Source organism: Streptomyces sp. NPDC007856 (assembly GCF_042868225.1).
In the GTDB taxonomy this organism is placed as follows: domain Bacteria; phylum Actinomycetota; class Actinomycetes; order Streptomycetales; family Streptomycetaceae; genus Streptomyces.
In genome coordinates this window covers 204284-221955 of the sequence record NZ_JBIAEC010000007.1, presented here as the reverse complement: position 1 = coordinate 221955, position 17672 = coordinate 204284, and the positions used below count along the sequence as shown (strand labels likewise).

At 70.8% G+C, this 17672-nt stretch carries 14 protein-coding genes; 13 read left to right on the top strand and 1 reads right to left on the bottom strand.

What is annotated here, in order from left to right; all coding sequences use genetic code 11:
- The first annotated feature begins 7 nt into the window (after positions 1 to 7).
- The 13 genes from ACFYOH_RS19055 to ACFYOH_RS18995 all read left to right on the top strand — a co-directional run bounded on the left by ACFYOH_RS19055 (position 8) and on the right by ACFYOH_RS18995 (position 15957).
- Complete coding sequence (locus tag ACFYOH_RS19055) at positions 8 to 880, top strand: glycosyltransferase family 2 protein (protein ID WP_388627206.1); 873 nt, start codon at positions 8 to 10, stop codon at positions 878 to 880.
- Positions 881 to 940: 60 nt separating this feature from the next.
- Positions 941 to 1870: an ABC transporter permease gene (locus tag ACFYOH_RS19050; protein WP_388626926.1), complete on the top strand. Its 930-nt coding sequence runs from the start codon at positions 941 to 943 to the stop codon at positions 1868 to 1870.
- Between the two features lie 79 nt (positions 1871 to 1949).
- Positions 1950 to 2690: an ABC transporter ATP-binding protein gene (locus tag ACFYOH_RS19045; RefSeq protein ID WP_388627204.1), complete on the top strand. Its 741-nt coding sequence runs from the start codon at positions 1950 to 1952 to the stop codon at positions 2688 to 2690.
- Positions 2691 to 3051: 361 nt separating this feature from the next.
- The gene (hpnC, locus tag ACFYOH_RS19040) at positions 3052 to 3948 is read left to right on the top strand and encodes a squalene synthase HpnC (RefSeq protein ID WP_388626924.1); all 897 of its coding nucleotides are present in this window, start codon (positions 3052 to 3054) and stop codon (positions 3946 to 3948) included.
- Positions 3945 to 4907 (top strand): presqualene diphosphate synthase HpnD, encoded by a 963-nt coding sequence (gene hpnD / locus ACFYOH_RS19035; protein ID WP_388626923.1) that lies wholly within the window; start codon positions 3945 to 3947, stop codon positions 4905 to 4907. The genes hpnC and hpnD overlap by 4 nt, the downstream gene beginning before the upstream one ends.
- Before the next feature lie 205 nt (positions 4908 to 5112).
- Entirely contained in the window at positions 5113 to 6546 is a 1434-nt protein-coding gene (gene hpnE, locus ACFYOH_RS19030) for a hydroxysqualene dehydroxylase HpnE (protein WP_388626922.1), read from the top strand.
- Positions 6546 to 7682 (top strand): polyprenyl synthetase family protein, encoded by a 1137-nt coding sequence (locus tag ACFYOH_RS19025; RefSeq protein WP_388626920.1) that lies wholly within the window; start codon positions 6546 to 6548, stop codon positions 7680 to 7682. Before hpnE ends, ACFYOH_RS19025 begins: the two co-directional genes overlap by 1 nt.
- Before the next feature lie 121 nt (positions 7683 to 7803).
- Entirely contained in the window at positions 7804 to 9831 is a 2028-nt protein-coding gene (shc, locus tag ACFYOH_RS19020) for a squalene--hopene cyclase (protein WP_388626918.1), read from the top strand.
- A gap of 1 nt (position 9832) precedes the next feature.
- A complete protein-coding gene (locus ACFYOH_RS19015; protein WP_388626917.1) occupies positions 9833 to 10474 on the top strand; it encodes a 1-hydroxy-2-methyl-2-butenyl 4-diphosphate reductase in 642 nt (213 codons plus the stop codon).
- 5 nt (positions 10475 to 10479) lie between these two features.
- Positions 10480 to 11505, top strand: a complete 1026-nt coding sequence (hpnH, locus tag ACFYOH_RS19010; RefSeq protein ID WP_388626915.1) for an adenosyl-hopene transferase HpnH — start codon at positions 10480 to 10482, stop codon at positions 11503 to 11505.
- A gap of 4 nt (positions 11506 to 11509) precedes the next feature.
- Entirely contained in the window at positions 11510 to 12637 is a 1128-nt protein-coding gene (ispG, locus tag ACFYOH_RS19005; RefSeq protein WP_388626913.1) for a flavodoxin-dependent (E)-4-hydroxy-3-methylbut-2-enyl-diphosphate synthase, read from the top strand.
- Positions 12638 to 12676: 39 nt separating this feature from the next.
- Complete coding sequence (gene dxs / locus ACFYOH_RS19000; RefSeq protein WP_388626912.1) at positions 12677 to 14575, top strand: 1-deoxy-D-xylulose-5-phosphate synthase; 1899 nt, start codon at positions 12677 to 12679, stop codon at positions 14573 to 14575.
- Positions 14572 to 15957 (top strand): aspartate aminotransferase family protein, encoded by a 1386-nt coding sequence (locus ACFYOH_RS18995; RefSeq protein ID WP_388626911.1) that lies wholly within the window; start codon positions 14572 to 14574, stop codon positions 15955 to 15957. The genes dxs and ACFYOH_RS18995 overlap by 4 nt, the downstream gene beginning before the upstream one ends.
- Positions 15958 to 16039: 82 nt before the next feature.
- On the opposite strand, the gene ACFYOH_RS18990 is transcribed toward ACFYOH_RS18995, so the two are convergent.
- Positions 16040 to 17638, bottom strand: coding sequence for an alpha/beta fold hydrolase (locus ACFYOH_RS18990; RefSeq protein ID WP_388626909.1), 1599 nt, complete (start codon positions 17636 to 17638; stop codon positions 16040 to 16042).
- Positions 17639 to 17672 lie beyond the last annotated feature (34 nt).

Sequence of the window (17672 nt, the reverse complement as noted above, 5' to 3'; positions counted from 1 at the left end):
CACGGCCATGCGGGTCGGGGCCGTCATCATCACCATGGGCAACCGGCCCGATGAGCTGCGGGCCCTGCTCGACTCGGTCGCCAAGCAGGACGGCGGGCCCGTCGAGGTGGTCGTCGTCGGCAACGGCTCGCCGGTCCCGGACGTGCCCGAAGGCGTACGGACGATCGAGCTGCCCGAGAACCTGGGCATCCCCGGCGGCCGCAATGTCGGCATAGCGGCCTTCGGCCCCGGCGGCCGAGATGTCGACATATTGCTGTTCCTCGACGACGACGGCTTGCTCGCCCGCCACGACACCGCCGAGCTGTGCCGCGAGGCCTTCGCCGCGGACCCGGAGCTCGGCATCATCAGCTTCCGCATCGCCGACCCCGAGACCGGCGAGACCCAGCGCCGCCATGTGCCCCGGCTGCGCGCGTCCGACCCGATGCGCTCCTCCCGGGTCACCACCTTCCTGGGCGGCGCCAACGCCGTCCGTACCCGGGTGTTCGCCGAGGTCGGCGGGCTGCCGGACGAGTTCTTCTACGCCCATGAGGAGACCGACCTGGCCTGGCGGGCCCTCGACGCCGGCTGGATGATCGACTACCGGTCGGACATGGTGCTGTACCACCCGACGACCGCGCCCTCGCGGCACGCGGTCTACCACCGCATGGTCGCCCGCAACCGCGTGTGGCTGGCCCGCCGCAACCTCCCCGCCCTGCTGATCCCCGTCTACCTCGGGGTCTGGATGCTGCTCACGCTGGTCCGCCGCCCCTCGCGTCCGGCCCTGCGGGCCTGGTTCGGCGGGTTCAGGGAGGGCTGGACCACTGCGTGCGGTCCTCGCCGCCCGATGAGCTGGCGCACGGTGTGGCGGCTGACCCGGCTGGGCCGGCCTCCGGTGATCTGAGAAGCTTCTCTTACCAGAAGAGAGCAAGCTTCTTACTCAAGAGAGTCCGGATTTCCACTCGTGAGTCACACAACCCATGACGGCGGTGTCGCGGTGAGCGCGGTACCGTCGCCCGACGACGGGCTGACGGCGGCACAGCTCGCCGCCAAGTACGGGCTCGCCGTGAGCGGCGCCCGGCCCTCGCTGCCCGAGTACGTTCGCCAGCTGTGGGGGCGGCGCCACTTCATCCTCGCCTTCTCCCAGGCGAAGCTGACGGCGCAGTACAGCCAGGCCAAGCTCGGCCAGCTGTGGCAGGTGGCGACGCCTCTGCTGAACGCGGGCGTGTACTACTTCATCTTCGGTGTGATCCTGCACGCGAGCCGCGGCCTGTCCCAGGACGTGTACATCCCGTTCCTGGTCACGGGCGTGTTCGTGTTCACCTTCACGCAGAGTTCGGTCATGTCGGGTGTCCGGGCGATCTCCGGCAACCTGGGCCTGGTGCGCGCCCTGCACTTCCCGCGCGCCTCGTTGCCCATCTCCTTCTCGCTGCAGCAGCTCCAGCAGCTGCTGTTCTCAATGATCGTGATGGTCGTCGTGGCGATCGGCTTCGGCAGCTACCCGAGCCCCGCCTGGCTGCTGATCGTGCCGGTCCTGCTGCTGCAGTTCCTCTTCAACACCGGGCTTGCGCTGATCGTGGCCCGCATGGGCGCCAAGACGCCGGACCTCGCCCAGCTGATGCCGTTCATCCTGCGCACCTGGATGTACACGTCCGGCGTGATGTTCTCCATCAACAAGATGATGGAGGGCCGCTCCGAGATCGCGGTCCGGCTGCTCCAGGTCAACCCGGCCGCGGTCTACATGGACCTGATGCGCTACGCACTGATCGACGGCTACGGCGCCTCGAACCTGCCCCCGCACGTGTGGGCCATCGCGCTGTTCTGGGCCGTGGTCGTGTTCGCCGGCGGTTTCGTGTACTTCTGGAAGGCGGAGGAGAGGTACGGCCGTGGCTGAGCAGAACGCCGGGCGGAGCACCGAGCGGAACGCCGACCAGCACACCGGCGAGCACACCGGGGAGCGTCGTCCCACTGTCATCGCGGACGACCTGCACATCGTCTACCGCGTCAACGGCGCCAGGACCGGCAAGGGCAGCGCGACGGCCGCCCTGAGCCGCATCGTCAAGCGCGGTGAGGGGCGCGGGGTGCGCAAGGTGCACGCCGTGCGCGGCGTGTCCTTCGTGGCCTACCGCGGCGAGGCCATCGGCCTGATCGGCTCCAACGGCTCCGGCAAGTCCACCCTGCTGCGTGCCATCGCCGGCCTGCTGCCCGCCGAGAAGGGCAAGGTCTACACCGACGGCCAGCCCTCGCTGCTCGGCGTCAACGCGGCCCTGATGAACGACCTGACCGGTGAGCGCAACGTCATCCTCGGCGGTCTCGCCATGGGGATGTCCCGGGAGCAGATCAAGGAGCGCTATCAGGAGATCGTCGACTTCTCGGGGATCAACGAGAAGGGCGACTTCATCACACTTCCGATGCGCACATACTCCTCCGGTATGGCAGCCCGGCTGCGGTTCTCCATCGCCGCCGCCAAGGACCACGACGTCCTCATGATCGACGAGGCGCTCGCCACCGGTGACCGCAAGTTCCAGAAGCGCTCCGAGGAACGCATCCGGGAACTGCGCAAGGAGGCCGGCACGGTGTTTCTGGTCAGTCACAACAACAAGTCCATCCGTGACACCTGCGACCGCGTCCTGTGGCTGGAGCGCGGCGAGCTGCGCATGGACGGACCGACCGAAGAGGTCTTGAAGGAGTACGAGAAGTTCACGGGCAAGTAGCCCGTTTCGGCCAGGGCCCCGCCGGAAACCGTCCGGTGAGGCCCTGGCCTGCGCAAAGGAACCGTCAACTCCGTTTTCCGGCAGGAATCTTGGAGCCAATCGGTGTGTTGTTGTGATGTGCAGGACACCCCGACGGACCTTGCTGCGTTGTACAACGTAAGCTGTACCGGTGCCGGAAAGCGGCAAGTGGGGCGATAATGCGCGACACCCTGCGCCAGGGCGACCCCGCCGATTGCCGGGCGGCGTGTCCGAAATAGTGTCTATTGGGTCGGCAGTGTAGAACGGGAGATGTGACGGCAATGGCTACGGAAACTCCCCAGCTCAACGCAGCATGTGCCGTCCCCGCGCCGGGCAGCGCCCGATGACGGCCACCGAAACGGCGCCGGATCCGGAACGCGCCACCCTGGACAAGGCCACGAGCGAGAACTTTCCCGTGGCCCCCTTCTTCCTGCCCAGGGCCTGGCGCGACGACCTCATGGCCGTCTACGGCTTCGCCCGCCTCGTCGACGACATCGGCGACGGCGACCTCGCCCCCGGCGGCGCCGACGCCCGGCTGCTCGGCGTGTCGCCCGCCGAGGCCGAGGACCGGCTGGTCCTCCTCGACGCCTTCGAGGCCGACCTGCGCCGCGTCTTCGGCGGCACCCCGCACCACCCGCTGCTGCGCCGCCTCCAGCCCACCGTCCGCCGCCGCTCCCTCACCCCCGAGCCGTTCCTCGGTCTGATCGCCGCCAACCGCCAGGATCAGCTCGTCACCCGCTACGAGACCTACGACGGCCTGCTCGCCTACTGCGAACTGTCCGCCAACCCCGTCGGTCGCCTCGTCCTCGCCGTCACCGGCACCTCGACCCCCGAGCGGATCCGGCTGTCCGACGCGATCTGCACCGCGTTGCAGATCGTGGAACACCTCCAGGACGTCGGGGAGGACCTCGGCCGCGACCGGATCTACCTCCCGGCCGAGGACATGAAGCGCTTTCATGTCCAGGAAACGGATCTCTCCGCGAAAACCGCGAGCGCATCGGTGCGCGCCCTGGTTGCATACGAGGCAGAACGCGCCCGCGTTCTGCTGAATGAAGGCGCCCCCCTGGTGGGTAGCGTCCACGGCAGGTTGAAGCTGCTGCTCGCAGGGTTCGTGGCGGGGGGAAGGGCGGCGATCAGGGCGATCGCCGCCGCCGAATACGACGTACTTCCCGGCCCGCCCCGACCCGGCAAGGTCCAGTTGCTGCGTGAGGCGGGCGTGATCCTGCGAGGAGAGGGGTGATCCGGACCGTGGATTCTCCGTCGCACGTGTCCGCACCGGTACTCGCCGCCTACAGGTACTGCGAGACCGTCACCGGCCAGCAGGCACGCAACTTCGCCTACGGCATCCGCCTGCTGCCCACGCCCAAGCGCCGCGCCATGTCGGCGCTGTACGCGTTCTCCCGGCGCGTGGACGACATCGGCGACGGCGACCTGGCCGACGAGGTGAAGCTGAAGCGGCTGGAGGACACCAGGGCGCTGCTCGCCCGGGTCCGCCAGGACGAGGTCGAGGAGGACGACACCGACCCGGTCGCGGTCGCTCTCGCCCATGCCGCACGCGCTTTCCCGATCCCGCTCGGCGGCCTCGACGAGCTGATCGACGGCGTCCAGATGGACGCACGCGGCGAGTCCTACGAGACCTGGGACGACCTGAAGGTCTACTGCCGCTGTGTCGCCGGTGCCATCGGCCGGCTCTCGCTCGGCGTGTTCGGCACCGAACCGGGCGCGCGCGGCGCCGAGCGCGCACCCGAGTACGCGGACACGCTCGGCCTCGCCCTGCAGCTGACCAACATCCTCAGGGACGTCCGCGAGGACGCGGCCGGCGGCCGTACCTATCTGCCCGCCGACGACCTCGCCAAGTTCGGCTGTTCGGCCGGGTTCGACGGGCCGACGCCGCCGGAGGGTTCCGACTTCGCGGGCCTCGTGCACTTCGAAGTACGGCGGGCCCGAGCCCTTTTCGCCGAGGGCTACCGGCTGCTGCCCATGCTCGACCGGCGCAGCGGCGCCTGCGTCGCCGCCATGGCCGGCATCTACCGCCGGCTGCTGGACCGCATCGAGCGCGACCCGGAGGCCGTGCTGCGCGGCCGGGTCTCGCTGCCCGGACACGAGAAGGCCTATGTCGCCGTACGCGGTCTGTCCGGTCTGGACACCCGGCATGTGAGCCGCCATGTCTCCCCGCGTTCCGTCAGGAGGCGTGCCTGATGGACCTCACCGAACCAGGAGCCATGCGGCAGGCAACCCTCGCCGGCGCCGCGGCGTCCCTGACTGCAGCGCCCCAAAGGGGCGCGGGGCCGTATCCGACATGCGGCTACCGCCGCGTGGGCGCGACCAGCCACGACGGGCCCGCAGACGACCGACGGCCCATCACGGCACAGCCCGCTCAGCGCACCGCACGGAAGGACGCACCATGAGCGACGGCTCCCGTCCCGCACCGGCGCACGGCATCGCGGAACCGGAAGGCGCCGCAGGCCGCCGCGCCGTCGTGGTCGGCGGCGGGCTCGCCGGGATCACCGCGGCGCTCGCGCTCGCCGACGCGGGCGTCCGCGTCACCCTGCTCGAAGGCAGGCCCAGGCTGGGCGGCCTCGCCTTCTCCTTCCAGCGCGGCGACCTGACCGTCGACAACGGCCAGCACGTGTACCTGCGCTGCTGCACCGCCTACCGCTGGTTCCTCGACCGGATCGAGGGCGCGGCGCTGGCACCGCTGCAGGACCGCCTGGACGTGCCCGTCGTCGACGTCGCCAAGCCCGAGGGCAGGCGGCTCGGCCGGCTGCGGCGCGACCCGCTGCCCGTCCCCCTCCACCTGGGGCGCAGCCTGGCCGCCTATCCGCACCTCTCGCTCGCCGAGCGCGCCGCGGTCGGGCGGGCCGCGCTCGCGCTGAAGGGGCTCGACCTCGCCGATCCGACCCTGGACACCCAGGACTTCGGCAGCTGGCTGGCCGCGCACGGCCAGTCGGCGCGCGCCGTCGAGGCCCTGTGGGACCTGGTCGGGGTCGCCACCCTCAACGCGGTCGCGGGCGACGCCTCGCTGGGGCTCGCCGCGATGGTGTTCAAGACCGGTCTGCTGTCCGACCCGGGCGCGGCCGACATCGGCTGGGCCCGCGTCCCGCTGGGCGAACTGCACGACCGGCTGGCCCGCAAGGCGCTCGACTCCGCGGGCGTCCGTACCGAGGTCCGTACACGCGTCACCTCCGTCTCTACCAACGAAAACGGCACGTGGAGCGTTCAGGTTCCCGGCGAGAACCTGGAAACCGACGCGCTCGTCCTCGCCGTACCCCAGCGCGAGGCCCACGACCTGCTGCCGCCGGGTGCCCTCGACGCGCCCGGGCAACTGCTGGAAATCGGCACCGCGCCGATCCTCAACGTCCATGTCGTCTACGACCGCAAAGTGCTCGCGCGCCCCTTCTTCGCGGCCCTCGGCACGCCCGTGCAGTGGGTCTTCGACCGCACCGACGCCTCGGGGCTGACCGAGGGTCAGTACCTGGCGCTGTCCCAGTCGGCCGCGCACGGAGAGATCGATCTGCCGGTCGCCGAACTCCGCGAGCGCTATCTGCCGGAGCTGGAGCGGCTGATTCCGGGTACCCGGGGCGCCGTGGTGAAGGACTTCTTCGTGACCCGGGAGCGCACCGCCACGTTCGCCCCCACCCCCGGCGTCGGGCGGCTGCGGCCCGGCGCCCGCACCAAGGCCCCCGGCCTGTACCTGGCCGGAGCGTGGACCGCCACCGGGTGGCCCGCGACCATGGAGAGTGCGGTCCGCAGTGGAGTGAGCGCGGCCGACGCGGCGCTCAGCGCCCTGGGCCGGCCCCGCCCCCGCCATCTCTTCGAGTTCGAGGAGGCGGCCTGATGCTCGATCAGGAGCCCGCGGCAGGCCCCCGCACCCCCGGTACCGCAACAAGAGGAGAGACTGTGCCCACTGTGCCCCCGGCCTCGACGCCCGTCCCACGGGCCGCGGTGGACGTGACCGCGCTGCTGGAGCGCGGCCGGACCCTGGCCACTCCGGTCCTGCGTGCGGCCGTCGACCGGCTGGCGTCTCCCATGGACACCGTCGCCGCCTACCACTTCGGCTGGATCGACGCCCAGGGCAATCCGGCCGACGGCGACGGAGGCAAGGCCGTGCGTCCCGCGCTCGCCGTGCTCTCCGCCGAGGTCACCGGCGCCGCGCCCGAGGCGGGCATCCCCGGCGCCGTCGCCGTCGAACTCGTCCACAACTTCTCGCTGCTGCACGACGACCTGATGGACGGCGACGAGCAGCGCCGGCACCGCGACACCGTCTGGAAGGTGCACGGCCCCGCCCAGGCGATCCTGGTCGGCGACGCCCTGTTCGCCCTCGCCAACGAGATCCTGCTGGAGCTCGGCACCGTCGAGGCCGGCCGCGCCACCCGCCGGCTCACCACCGCCACCCGCGCCCTCATCGACGGTCAGGCGCAGGACATCTCCTACGAGCACCGCGACCGGGTCAGCGTCGAGGAGTGCCTGGAGATGGAGGGCAACAAGACCGGCGCGCTGCTCGCCGCCTCCAGCTCCATCGGCGCGGTCCTCGGCGGCGCGGACGACGCCACCGCCGACGCGCTGGAGCGGTACGGCTACCACCTCGGCCTCGCCTTCCAGGCGATCGACGACCTGCTCGGCATCTGGGGCGACCCGGAGGCCACCGGCAAGCAGACCTGGAGCGACCTGCGCCAGCGCAAGAAGTCCCTGCCGGTCGTCGCCGCCCTCGCGGCCGGCGGCTCCGCCTCCGAGCAGCTCGGCGAGATCCTCGCCGCGGACGCCAAGAGCAGCGACTTCGAGAACTTCTCCGAGGAGGAGTTCGCGGCCCGCGCGGCTCTCATCGAGCAGGCCGGCGGCCGCGACTGGACGGCCGAGGAAGCACGCCGACAGCACACCATCGCCATCGAAGCCCTCGACGCCGTCGACATGCCCGGCCGGGTACGCGACTCCTTCACGGCGCTCGCCGACTTCGTCGTCGTACGAAAGAGATGATCACTATCGGCCCAACACGCCTCGCGTAGTCGCCGGCCGGTGTCCGAGGATCGACATCAGGACACCGGCCGACGGCGGACCCACAGCAGCACGACTTGCACGACTGCACGAAGGGGAAGCCATGACAGCGACGACTGACGGAAGCACCGGGGCGACTATGCCGTCCCGCGCTGCCGCGGCCAGCGAAACCACCGCCATCACCACACCCGAGGCGGCCGGGGTACAAGAAGCCGCCGCACGCGCCGCCCGGCGCGCCACCGACTTCCTGCTCGCGCGGCAGGACGCCCAGGGCTGGTGGAAGGGCGACCTGGAGACCAACGTCACCATGGACGCCGAGGACCTGCTGCTGCGCCAGTTCCTGGGAATCCGCGACGAGCGGACCACGCAGGCCGCCGCGAAGTTCATCCGCGGCGAGCAGCGCGAGGACGGCACCTGGGCCACCTTCTACGGCGGCCCCGGCGAACTGTCCACCACTGTAGAGGCCTATGTCGCCCTGCGCCTGGCCGGCGACACACCCGACGACCCGCACATGGCGAAGGCCTCCGCCTGGATCCGTGAGCGCGGCGGTATCGCCGCCTCCCGGGTGTTCACCCGTATCTGGCTCGCCCTGTTCGGCTGGTGGAAGTGGGAGGACCTGCCCGAGCTGCCGCCGGAGCTGATCTACTTCCCCACCTGGTTCCCGCTCAACATCTACGACTTCGGCTGCTGGGCGCGGCAGACGATCGTGCCGCTCACCGTCGTCTCCGCCAAGCGCCCGGTGCGCCCGGCGCCGTTCCCGCTGGACGAGCTGCACACCGACCCGGCGAACCCCAACCCGCCGCAGCCGCTCGCCCCCGTGGCGAGCTGGGACGGGCTGTTCCAGCGGCTCGACAAGGTGGTCCGCGGCTACCGCAAGGTCGCCGTGCGCAGACTCCGCAGGGCCGCGATGAACTCGGCGGCCAGCTGGATCATCGAGCGGCAGGAGAACGACGGCTGCTGGGGCGGCATCCAGCCCCCGGCCGTGTACTCGGTCATCGCCCTGCACCTGCTGGGCTACGACCTCGAACATCCCGTGATGCGCGAGGGCCTCGCCTCGCTGGACCGGTTCGCCGTCTGGCGCGAGGACGGCGCCCGGATGATCGAGGCCTGCCAGTCCCCGGTGTGGGACACCTGCCTGGCCACCATCGCCCTCGTCGACGCGGGCCTGCCCGTCGACCATCCGCAACTGGTCAAGGCGGCCGACTGGATGCTCGGCGAGGAGATCGTCCGGCCCGGCGACTGGGCCGTACGGCGGCCCGAACTCCCGCCGGGCGGCTGGGCGTTCGAGTTCCACAACGACAACTACCCCGACATCGACGACACCGCCGAGGTCTCCCTCGCGCTGCGCCGGGTCAGGCACCACGACCCCGAACGCGTGGACCACGCGATCGGCCGCGCCGTGCGCTGGAACCTCGGGATGCAGTCGAAGAACGGCGCGTGGGGCGCCTTCGACGTCGACAACACCAGCCCGTTCCCGAACCGGCTGCCGTTCTGCGACTTCGGCGAGGTCATCGACCCGCCGTCGGCCGATGTCACCGCGCACGTCGTGGAGATGCTCGCCGCAGAGGGCCTCGCCCACGACCCGCGCACCCGGCGCGGCATCGACTGGCTGCTCGCCGAACAGGAGCCGGACGGCTCGTGGTTCGGCCGCTGGGGCGTCAACTACATCTACGGCACGGGTTCGGTGGTGCCCGCGCTGACCGCGGCCGGGCTGCCCGGCTCGCACCCGGCGATCCGGCGGGCCGTGGCCTGGCTGGAGAGGGTGCAGAACGACGACGGCGGCTGGGGCGAGGACCTGCGCTCCTACAAGTACGTCAAGGAGTGGAGCGGCCGCGGCGCCTCCACGGCCTCGCAGACCGCGTGGGCGCTGATGGCACTGCTCGCGGCGGGGGAGCAGGACTCCAAGGCCGTCGAGCGCGGCATCCGGTGGCTCGCGGAAACCCAGCGGGAGGACGGCACCTGGGACGAGCCGTACTTCACCGGCACCGGCTTCCCCTGGGACTTCTCCATCAACTACCACCTCTACCGGCAGGTCTTCCCGCTCACCGCGCTCGGCCGGTATCTGCACGGCGACCCCTTCGAGCGCGGCCTCCTCACCCGGAAGCCGCTGTCCGAGGCGAAGGGGAGTTGACTTGACCACCCGGCCCGCACCCGTCCCGCTGCTGATCGCCTGTGCGCTCGGCATCGAGCGCCTCGCCCTGCGCACCGGGGACACGAGCGGGGCGGACGGGCCGGTCAGCTTCCTCCGTACGGGCATGGGCCCCCGTGCGGCGGAACGCTCCCTCACCCGGCAGCTCGCGGTCCCGGCGCTGGCCGGCGCGGCCGTACTGGCCACCGGCTTCTGCGCCGGGCTCGCCCCCGGCATGCACCCCGGCGACCTGGTGGTCGCGGAGGAGACCCGGGACCCGCGCGGCGCCGTCCCCTGCGTCGGCACCGAGCTGCTCGTCAAGGAACTCGTGCGCATCCTGCCCGGACGCACGGTCCACACCGGCCCGCTCACCGGCTCCGACCATGTCGTCCGGGGCCATGAGCGGTCCGACCTGCTCGCGACCGGCGCGATCGCGGTCGACATGGAGTCGGCGGCCACGCTCCTCACGGCCGTCCGCGGCGCTGAGCGCCCGGTCGCGGCCGTACGGGTGGTCGTGGACGCTCCTGAACATGAACTCGTCCGGATCGGCACCGTACGCGGTGGAATATCGGCTTTCCGTGTTCTTCGTTCTGTTCTTCCCGCATTCTTCGAATGGCACCGTTCTTTGCTGCTCCCCCGGAGGTGAGCCAGATGGCCATGCCGTTGCGTCAGACCGTCAAGGTCGCTACATACCTGCTCGAACAGAAGCTCAAGAAGAGGGACAAGTTCGCCCTGCTGGTCGAGCTGGAGCCGCTGTTCGCGTGCAACCTCAAGTGCGAGGGCTGCGGCAAGATCCAGCATCCGGCGGGCGTCCTCAAGCAGCGCATGCCCGTCGCCCAGGCCGTGGGCGCGGTGCTGGAATCCGGTGCGCCGATGGTGTCCATCGCCGGTGGTGAACCGTTGATGCACCCTCAGATCGACGAGATCGTACGGCAGTTGGTTGCCAAGAAGAAGTTCGTGTTCCTGTGCACGAACGCGCTTCTCATGCGCAAGAAGATGGACAAGTTCAAGCCCTCGCCGTACTTCGCGTGGGCCGTGCACATCGATGGGCTGCGTGAGCGGCACGACGCCTCCGTGGCGAAGGAGGGCACCTTCGACGAGGCGGTCGAGGCCATCAAGGAGGCCAAGCGGCGCGGCTTCCGGGTGACCACCAACTCCACCTTCTTCAACACCGACACCCCGCAGACCGTCATCGAGGTGCTGAACTACCTCAACGACGACCTGAAAGTGGACGAGATGATGCTCTCGCCCGCCTACGCCTACGAGAAGGCCCCCGACCAGGAGCACTTCCTCGGTGTGCAGCAGACCCGCGAGCTGTTCAAGAAGGCCTTCGCGGGCGGCAACCGCAGGAAGTGGCGGCTCAACCAGAGCCCGCTCTTCCTGGACTTCCTGGAGGGCAAGGTCGACTTCCCCTGCACGGCGTGGGCGATCCCGAGCTACTCGCTCTTCGGCTGGCAGCGCCCCTGCTACCTGATGAGCGACGGATACGTGTCCACGTACCGCGAACTCGTCGAGGAGACCGACTGGGACAAGTACGGCCGCGGCAAGGACCCGCGCTGCGCCAACTGCATGGCGCACTGCGGCTACGAGCCGACCGCCGTACTCGCCACGATGGGCTCCCTGAAGGAGTCGCTGCGGGCCGCGCGCGAGACGATGACGAGCGGAAAGCAGGGCTGACGCGATGACCGCCGTGCCCTTGGGCGTTCCCGAGGTACCGGCCCGGCCCGTCGCGCCGCGGCGGCAGTCGCGGCAGATCCACGTCGGTCCGGTGGCGGTCGGGGGCGGGGCCCCGGTGTCGGTGCAGTCGATGACGACGACCCGTACGTCGGACATCGGCGCCACCCTGCAGCAGATCGCTGAACTCACCGCGTCCGGCTGCCAGATCGTCCGCGTCGCCTGCCCCACCCAGGACGACGCGGACGCCCTCGCGACCATCGCGCGCAAGTCGCAGATCCCGGTGATCGCGGACATCCACTTCCAGCCGAAATACGTCTTCGCGGCCATCGAGGCCGGCTGCGCGGCGGTCCGGGTGAACCCGGGCAACATCAAGAAGTTCGACGACCAGGTGAAGGAGATCGCGCGCGCCGCCAAGGACCACGGCACACCGATCCGGATCGGCGTCAACGCCGGCTCCCTGGACCGACGGCTGCTGCAGAAGTACGGCAGGGCCACCCCGGAGGCGCTGGTCGAGAGCGCTCTCTGGGAGGCCTCCCTCTTCGAGGAGCACGACTTCCGGGACATCAAGATCTCCGTCAAGCACAACGACCCGGTCGTGATGATCGAGGCCTACCGGCAGCTCGCCGAGAGCTGCGACTACCCGCTGCACCTGGGGGTCACCGAGGCCGGCCCGGCGTTCCAGGGCACGATCAAGTCGGCCGTCGCCTTCGGGGCGCTGCTGTCCCGGGGCATCGGGGACACGATCCGGGTGTCGCTCAGCGCTCCGCCCGCCGAGGAGGTCAAGGTCGGCATCCAGATCCTGGAGTCGCTCGGCCTGCGGCAGCGGCGCCTGGAGATCGTCTCCTGTCCGTCCTGCGGGCGGGCCCAGGTGGACGTCTACAAGCTCGCGGAGGAGGTCACGGCGGGCCTGGACGGCATGGAAGTGCCGCTCAGGGTCGCGGTCATGGGGTGCGTGGTGAACGGTCCCGGCGAGGCCCGTGAGGCCGACCTCGGAGTTGCCTCGGGCAACGGAAAGGGGCAGATCTTCGTCAAGGGCGAGGTCATCAAGACCGTCCCCGAGTCGAAGATCGTGGAGACCCTGATCGAGGAGGCCATGAAGCTCGCCGAGCGGACGATCCCCGCAGACGAATGAGTTGAGCACAGCACGGCATGGACCGAGAGGGGGCCCAGCGTGAGCATTCTGGAGACCATCCGGACACCACGCGACCTGAAGGCGCTGTCCGAGGCGAAACTCGGCGAACTGTCACACGAAATACGTGAGTTCCTGGTGCAAGCGGTATCGAGGACCGGCGGTCACCTCGGACCCAATCTGGGGGTGGTGGAACTCTCCATCGCACTCCACCGGGTCTTCGAGTCACCGGTCGACCGCATCCTGTGGGACACCGGCCACCAGTCCTACGTCCACAAGCTGCTGACCGGGCGTCAGGACTTCTCCAAGCTGCGCCGCAAGGGCGGACTGTCCGGCTACCCCTCGCGCGAGGAGTCCGAGCACGACGTCATCGAGAACAGCCATGCCTCCACGGCGCTCGGCTGGGCCGACGGCCTCGCCAAGGCCAACCAGGTGCAGGGGGAGAAGGGCCATGTGGTCGCGGTCATCGGCGACGGCGCGCTGACCGGCGGCATGGCCTGGGAGGCGCTGAACAACATCGCGGCCGCCAGGGACCGCCCGCTGATCATCGTCGTCAACGACAACGAGCGCTCCTACGCCCCGACCATCGGCGGCCTCGCCAACCACCTGGCCACCCTGCGCACCACCGACAGCTACGAGAAGGTCCTCGCCTGGGGCAAGGACGTACTGCTGCGCACCCCGATCGTCGGGAACACCATCTACGAGTCCCTGCACGGCGCGAAGAAGGGCTTCAAGGACGCCTTCGCCCCGCAGGGCATGTTCGAGGACCTGGGCCTGAAGTACGTCGGCCCGATCGACGGCCACGACATCAAGGCCGTCGAGTCGGCGCTGCGCCGCGCGAAACGCTTCCACGGCCCGGTCCTGGTCCACTGCCTCACCGAGAAGGGACGTGGCTACGAGCCCGCCCTCGCCCACGAGGAGGACCACTTCCACACCGTCGGCGTGATGGACCCGCTGACCTGCGAGCCCCTCGCACCGGCGGGCGGCCCTTCCTGGACCTCGGTGTTCGGCGACGAGATCGTGCGGATCGGCGAGGAACGGGACGACGTCGTCGCCATCACGGCGGCCATGCTGCACCCGGTCGGTCTCGGCCGGTTCGCCGAGCGCTTCCCCGACCGCGTGTGGGACGTGGGCATCGCCGAGCAGCACGCGGCCGTCTCCGCGGCCGGCCTCGCCACCGGCGGGCTGCACCCGGTCGTCGCCGTGTACGCCACCTTCCTCAACCGCGCCTTCGACCAACTGCTGATGGACGTCGCGCTGCACCGCTGCGGGGTCACCTTCGTCCTGGACCGGGCCGGCGTCACCGGCGTGGACGGGGCCTCCCACAACGGCATGTGGGACATGTCCATCCTCCAGGTCGTCCCCGGTCTCAGGATCGCCGCCCCGCGCGACGCGGGCCAGCTGCGGGCCCAGCTGCGCGAGGCCGTCGCCGTGGACGACGCGCCCACCCTGGTGCGCTTCCCGAAGGAGTCGGTCGGCCCCGACATCCCGGCACTCGACCGGGTCGGCGGCATGGACGTCCTGCACCGCGCCGAACGCCCCGAGGTGCTGCTCGTCGCCGTCGGCGTGATGGCCCCGGTGTGCCTGCAGGCCGCCGATCTGCTCCAGGCGCGCGGCATCAACTGCACGGTGGTGGATCCCCGGTGGGTCAAGCCCGTCGACCCCTCGCTGCCGGGCCTCGCCGCCGAACACCGGCTGGTGGCCGTGGTGGAGGACAACAGCCGCTCCGCGGGCGTCGGTTCGGCCGTGGCGCTGGCGCTCGGCGACGCCGACGTGGACGTGCCGGTACGGCGGTTCGGCATTCCGGAGCAGTTCCTCGCGCACGCCAAGCGCGGCGAGGTGCTGGCCGACATCGGTCTCACGCCCGTCGAGATCGCCGGGCGGATCAGTGGGAGCCTGGCCGTCAAGGACGCGGGCGGCCCGGCCAAGGAGAGTGAATGAGCACGGAGTTCGACCTCGGCGCGCTGCTCGCCGAGCGCGGAGCCGAACGCTACGAGCTGCACACCAAGTACCTCAATCCGCAGCTCCCCCGCATGCTGCACACCATCGGCTTCGACAAGGTCTACGAGCGGGCCGAGGGCGCCCACTTCTTCGACGCGGACGGCAACGACCACCTGGACATGCTCGCCGGGTTCGGGGTGATGGGCCTCGGCCGCCACCACCCGGTCGTCCGCAAGGCGCTGCACGACGTGCTCGACCTGGACCTCGCCGACCTCACCCGGTTCGACTGCCAGCCGCTGCCCGGACTGCTCGCCGAACGGCTCCTCGCCCACAGCCCGCACCTGGACCGGGTGTTCTTCGGCAACAGCGGCACGGAGGCCGTGGAGACGGCGCTGAAGTTCGCCCGGTACGCCACCGGCAAGCGCCGCATCCTCTACTGCGACCACGCCTTCCACGGCCTGACCACCGGCTCCCTGTCGGTCAACGGCGAGAGCGGCTTCCGGGACGGCTTCGCCCCGCTGCTGCCCGACACCGCCGTACCGCTCGGGGACCTCGACGCCCTGGCGCGGGAGCTGAAGAAGGGCGACGTGGCCGCCCTGATCGTGGAGCCGATCCAGGGCAAGGGGGTGCACGAGGCGCCACCCGGCTATCTGCGCGCCGCCCAGGAACTGCTGCAGAAGCACAAGGCACTGCTCATCGCCGACGAGGTGCAGACCGGTCTCGGCCGCACCGGCGACTTCTACGCCTACCAGCACGAGGACGGCGTCGAACCCGACCTGGTGTGTGTGGCCAAGGCGCTGTCCGGCGGATACGTACCGGTCGGCGCCACCCTCGGCAAGGACTGGATCTTCAAGAAGGTCTACTCGTCCATGGACCGGGTCCTGGTCCACTCGGCGAGCTTCGGCTCCAACGCGCAGGCGATGGCGTGCGGGCTCGCCGTGCTGTCGGTCATGGAGAACGAGCAGATCGTCGCGGGCGTGCGCAAGACGGGCGAGCTGCTGAAGTCCCGGCTGACCGCACTGATCGACACCTACGAGCTGCTCGCCGACGTCCGGGGCCGGGGCCTGATGATCGGCATCGAGTTCGGCAGGCCCTCCTCGCTGAAGCTGCGCAGCCGCTGGACCATGCTCCAGGCCGCCCGCAAGGGCCTGTTCGCGCAGATGGTCGTCGTACCGCTGCTGCAAAGGCACCGGATCCTCACCCAGGTCTCCGGGGACCATCTGGAGGTGATCAAGCTGATCCCGCCGCTGATCATCGACGAGGCGGACGTCGAGCGGTTCGTGGACGCGTTCACGGCCGTGATGGACGACGCCCACAGCGGCGGCGGCCTGATGTGGAACTTCGGCAAGACCCTGATCAAGCAGGCGGTGGCCAACCGCTGACCGCGCGGTCCGTGCCCGCGCCCGGCACCGGCACCGGCCCGGTGCGGAGCGCGGGCACGGACCCGCCGCGCGAGTCGTACCGCTAGGGTCCGATCTCGAACTGCGGCGGCTTGACGTCCTTGAGGCATCCGGTGTCCGGCGCGGCCGGGGTGTCGAGGAACGAGCGGGTGATCGCCTGCGCGCACGGCGACGCGGCGAAAGTCACATGGGCGGTGTAGGGGACCGTGACGACGGTGGCCCGGCTCAGCGTCCGGGCGACGTACGGCCCGTTGTCCGCCCCCGTCTGGGAGTCGAACCCGCCGGACAGGGCGAGGGTGGGGATGTCGCTGCGCGTGACGTTGCGGACCGAGCGCGGCGCCGCGGGGACGTTCCAGACGGCGCAGTCCGGGCGGAGGAAGGTGAGCTGCGGAGCCTGGGCCAGCACCGAGCGGGGGAACGACGGGAACGCCTCCCGCCCTCCTCGGATCGCCTCGGCCCGGCTCTCGTACGGCACCCATTCACTGCAGAAGACGCCGTAGGCGAGCCCGTGGGACACCCTTCCGGCGGCCTGGGGGCTGAGCTTGCCGCCCGCCCACTGCACGGCGATCCGCTGCGGCCTGCCGTGGGCCAGCTCGTCGAGCGAGCGCGGCACCCCCGGCGCCACGTGGGTGGCGGAGGTCAGCCAGTTCACCAGGGCCCCGCCGTCCAGTACGACCTTCACCGGCGCCCTGCGGCCGGGGACCGTGACCGTCGTGGTGACCGGACGCGCCTCGAGCTCGCGGACGAGGCGGTCGAAGGTGGCCGACAGGTGGGGATAGCGGCGGGCGCACGCGGGCTGTGCGGCGCAGGCCTTGAACAGACCGTCGAAGCCCTGCCGGGCGCTGCTCCAGGTCAGGGCCGAACCGGCCCTGGACGGCGGCAGGATGCCGTCGATGCCGACCGAACGGATGCCCTCCGGGTGCAGCCGCAGGTAGAGGAGCGCCAGGTCGGTGCCGTAGGAGATGCCGAAGACGTTCCACTGCTCGAGGCCCAGGGCGAGACGCAGGTCCGCGTAGTCGGCGGCGCTCTCGGTGCCGTTGTAGGAGCTGAGGCCGATCCCGCGGCGTGCCAGCCGGCCACGGCAGGTCCGGGTCGCCTCGACGTGCAGGCGCTCGGTGGACGGGGCGTCATGGACCAGGCCGACCGCGCGTGCGTTGAACGCGTCCACGCCGGGACAGGTGAGCGCCGGGTCGGCGGAGTACGTCCCCCGCTGGGACATGAGGATCAGGTCCCGGTCGCGGTTCAGGCCGCCGTCGACCGCCATCCGCGCCTCCCCGACCGCGTCGTCGCCGGGTCCGCCGGCGAACCACACGACGGGGTCGGCCTTCGGCTTGGCCGCGGTCGCCGGGACGATCGCCACGCCGAGGGTGATCGTCCGGCCGCCCCGCCGGGTGCGGTTCTCGGGCACCCTGAGCGTGCCGCAGCGGGCTCCCTTCAGCGCGGGGACCGGCTCCGCGGTCTTCGGGCAGGCGCCCGGCACGAAGCGGGCATCACCCACCGTCCGGGCGACGGTGCCGATCGCCGTCCCGCTGCCGGTGCCCTGCTGTGCGTGCGCGGGCGCCGCGAGCAGGCCGATGACGAGGATCCCGGTCGCGACCCGGGCCGACCCGGCCCGGAGCGGAGGCAGCGTGCGGCGACGGCGGCCCGTGGGGGTGAGTGCCATCTGCCCTCCGGTCGCTTCGGGACGATGGTGAACG

Bases quoted from the DNA above. Each gene is read 5' to 3' on its own strand.
- ACFYOH_RS18990 (WP_388626909.1), bottom strand. From the start codon at position 17,638: ATGGCACTCACCCCCACGGGCCGCCGTCGCCGCACGCTGCCTCCGCTC.
- ispG (WP_388626913.1), top strand. From the start codon at position 11,510: ATGACCGCCGTGCCCTTGGGCGTTCCCGAGGTACCGGCCCGGCCCGTC.
- hpnH (WP_388626915.1), top strand. From the start codon at position 10,480: ATGGCCATGCCGTTGCGTCAGACCGTCAAGGTCGCTACATACCTGCTC.
- shc (WP_388626918.1), top strand. From the start codon at position 7,804: ATGACAGCGACGACTGACGGAAGCACCGGGGCGACTATGCCGTCCCGC.
- ACFYOH_RS19055 (WP_388627206.1), top strand. From the start codon at position 8: ATGCGGGTCGGGGCCGTCATCATCACCATGGGCAACCGGCCCGATGAG.
- ACFYOH_RS18995 (WP_388626911.1), top strand. From the start codon at position 14,572: ATGAGCACGGAGTTCGACCTCGGCGCGCTGCTCGCCGAGCGCGGAGCC.
- ACFYOH_RS19025 (WP_388626920.1), top strand. From the start codon at position 6,546: ATGCTCGATCAGGAGCCCGCGGCAGGCCCCCGCACCCCCGGTACCGCA.
- hpnC (WP_388626924.1), top strand. From the start codon at position 3,052: ATGACGGCCACCGAAACGGCGCCGGATCCGGAACGCGCCACCCTGGAC.
- hpnE (WP_388626922.1), top strand. From the start codon at position 5,113: ATGAGCGACGGCTCCCGTCCCGCACCGGCGCACGGCATCGCGGAACCG.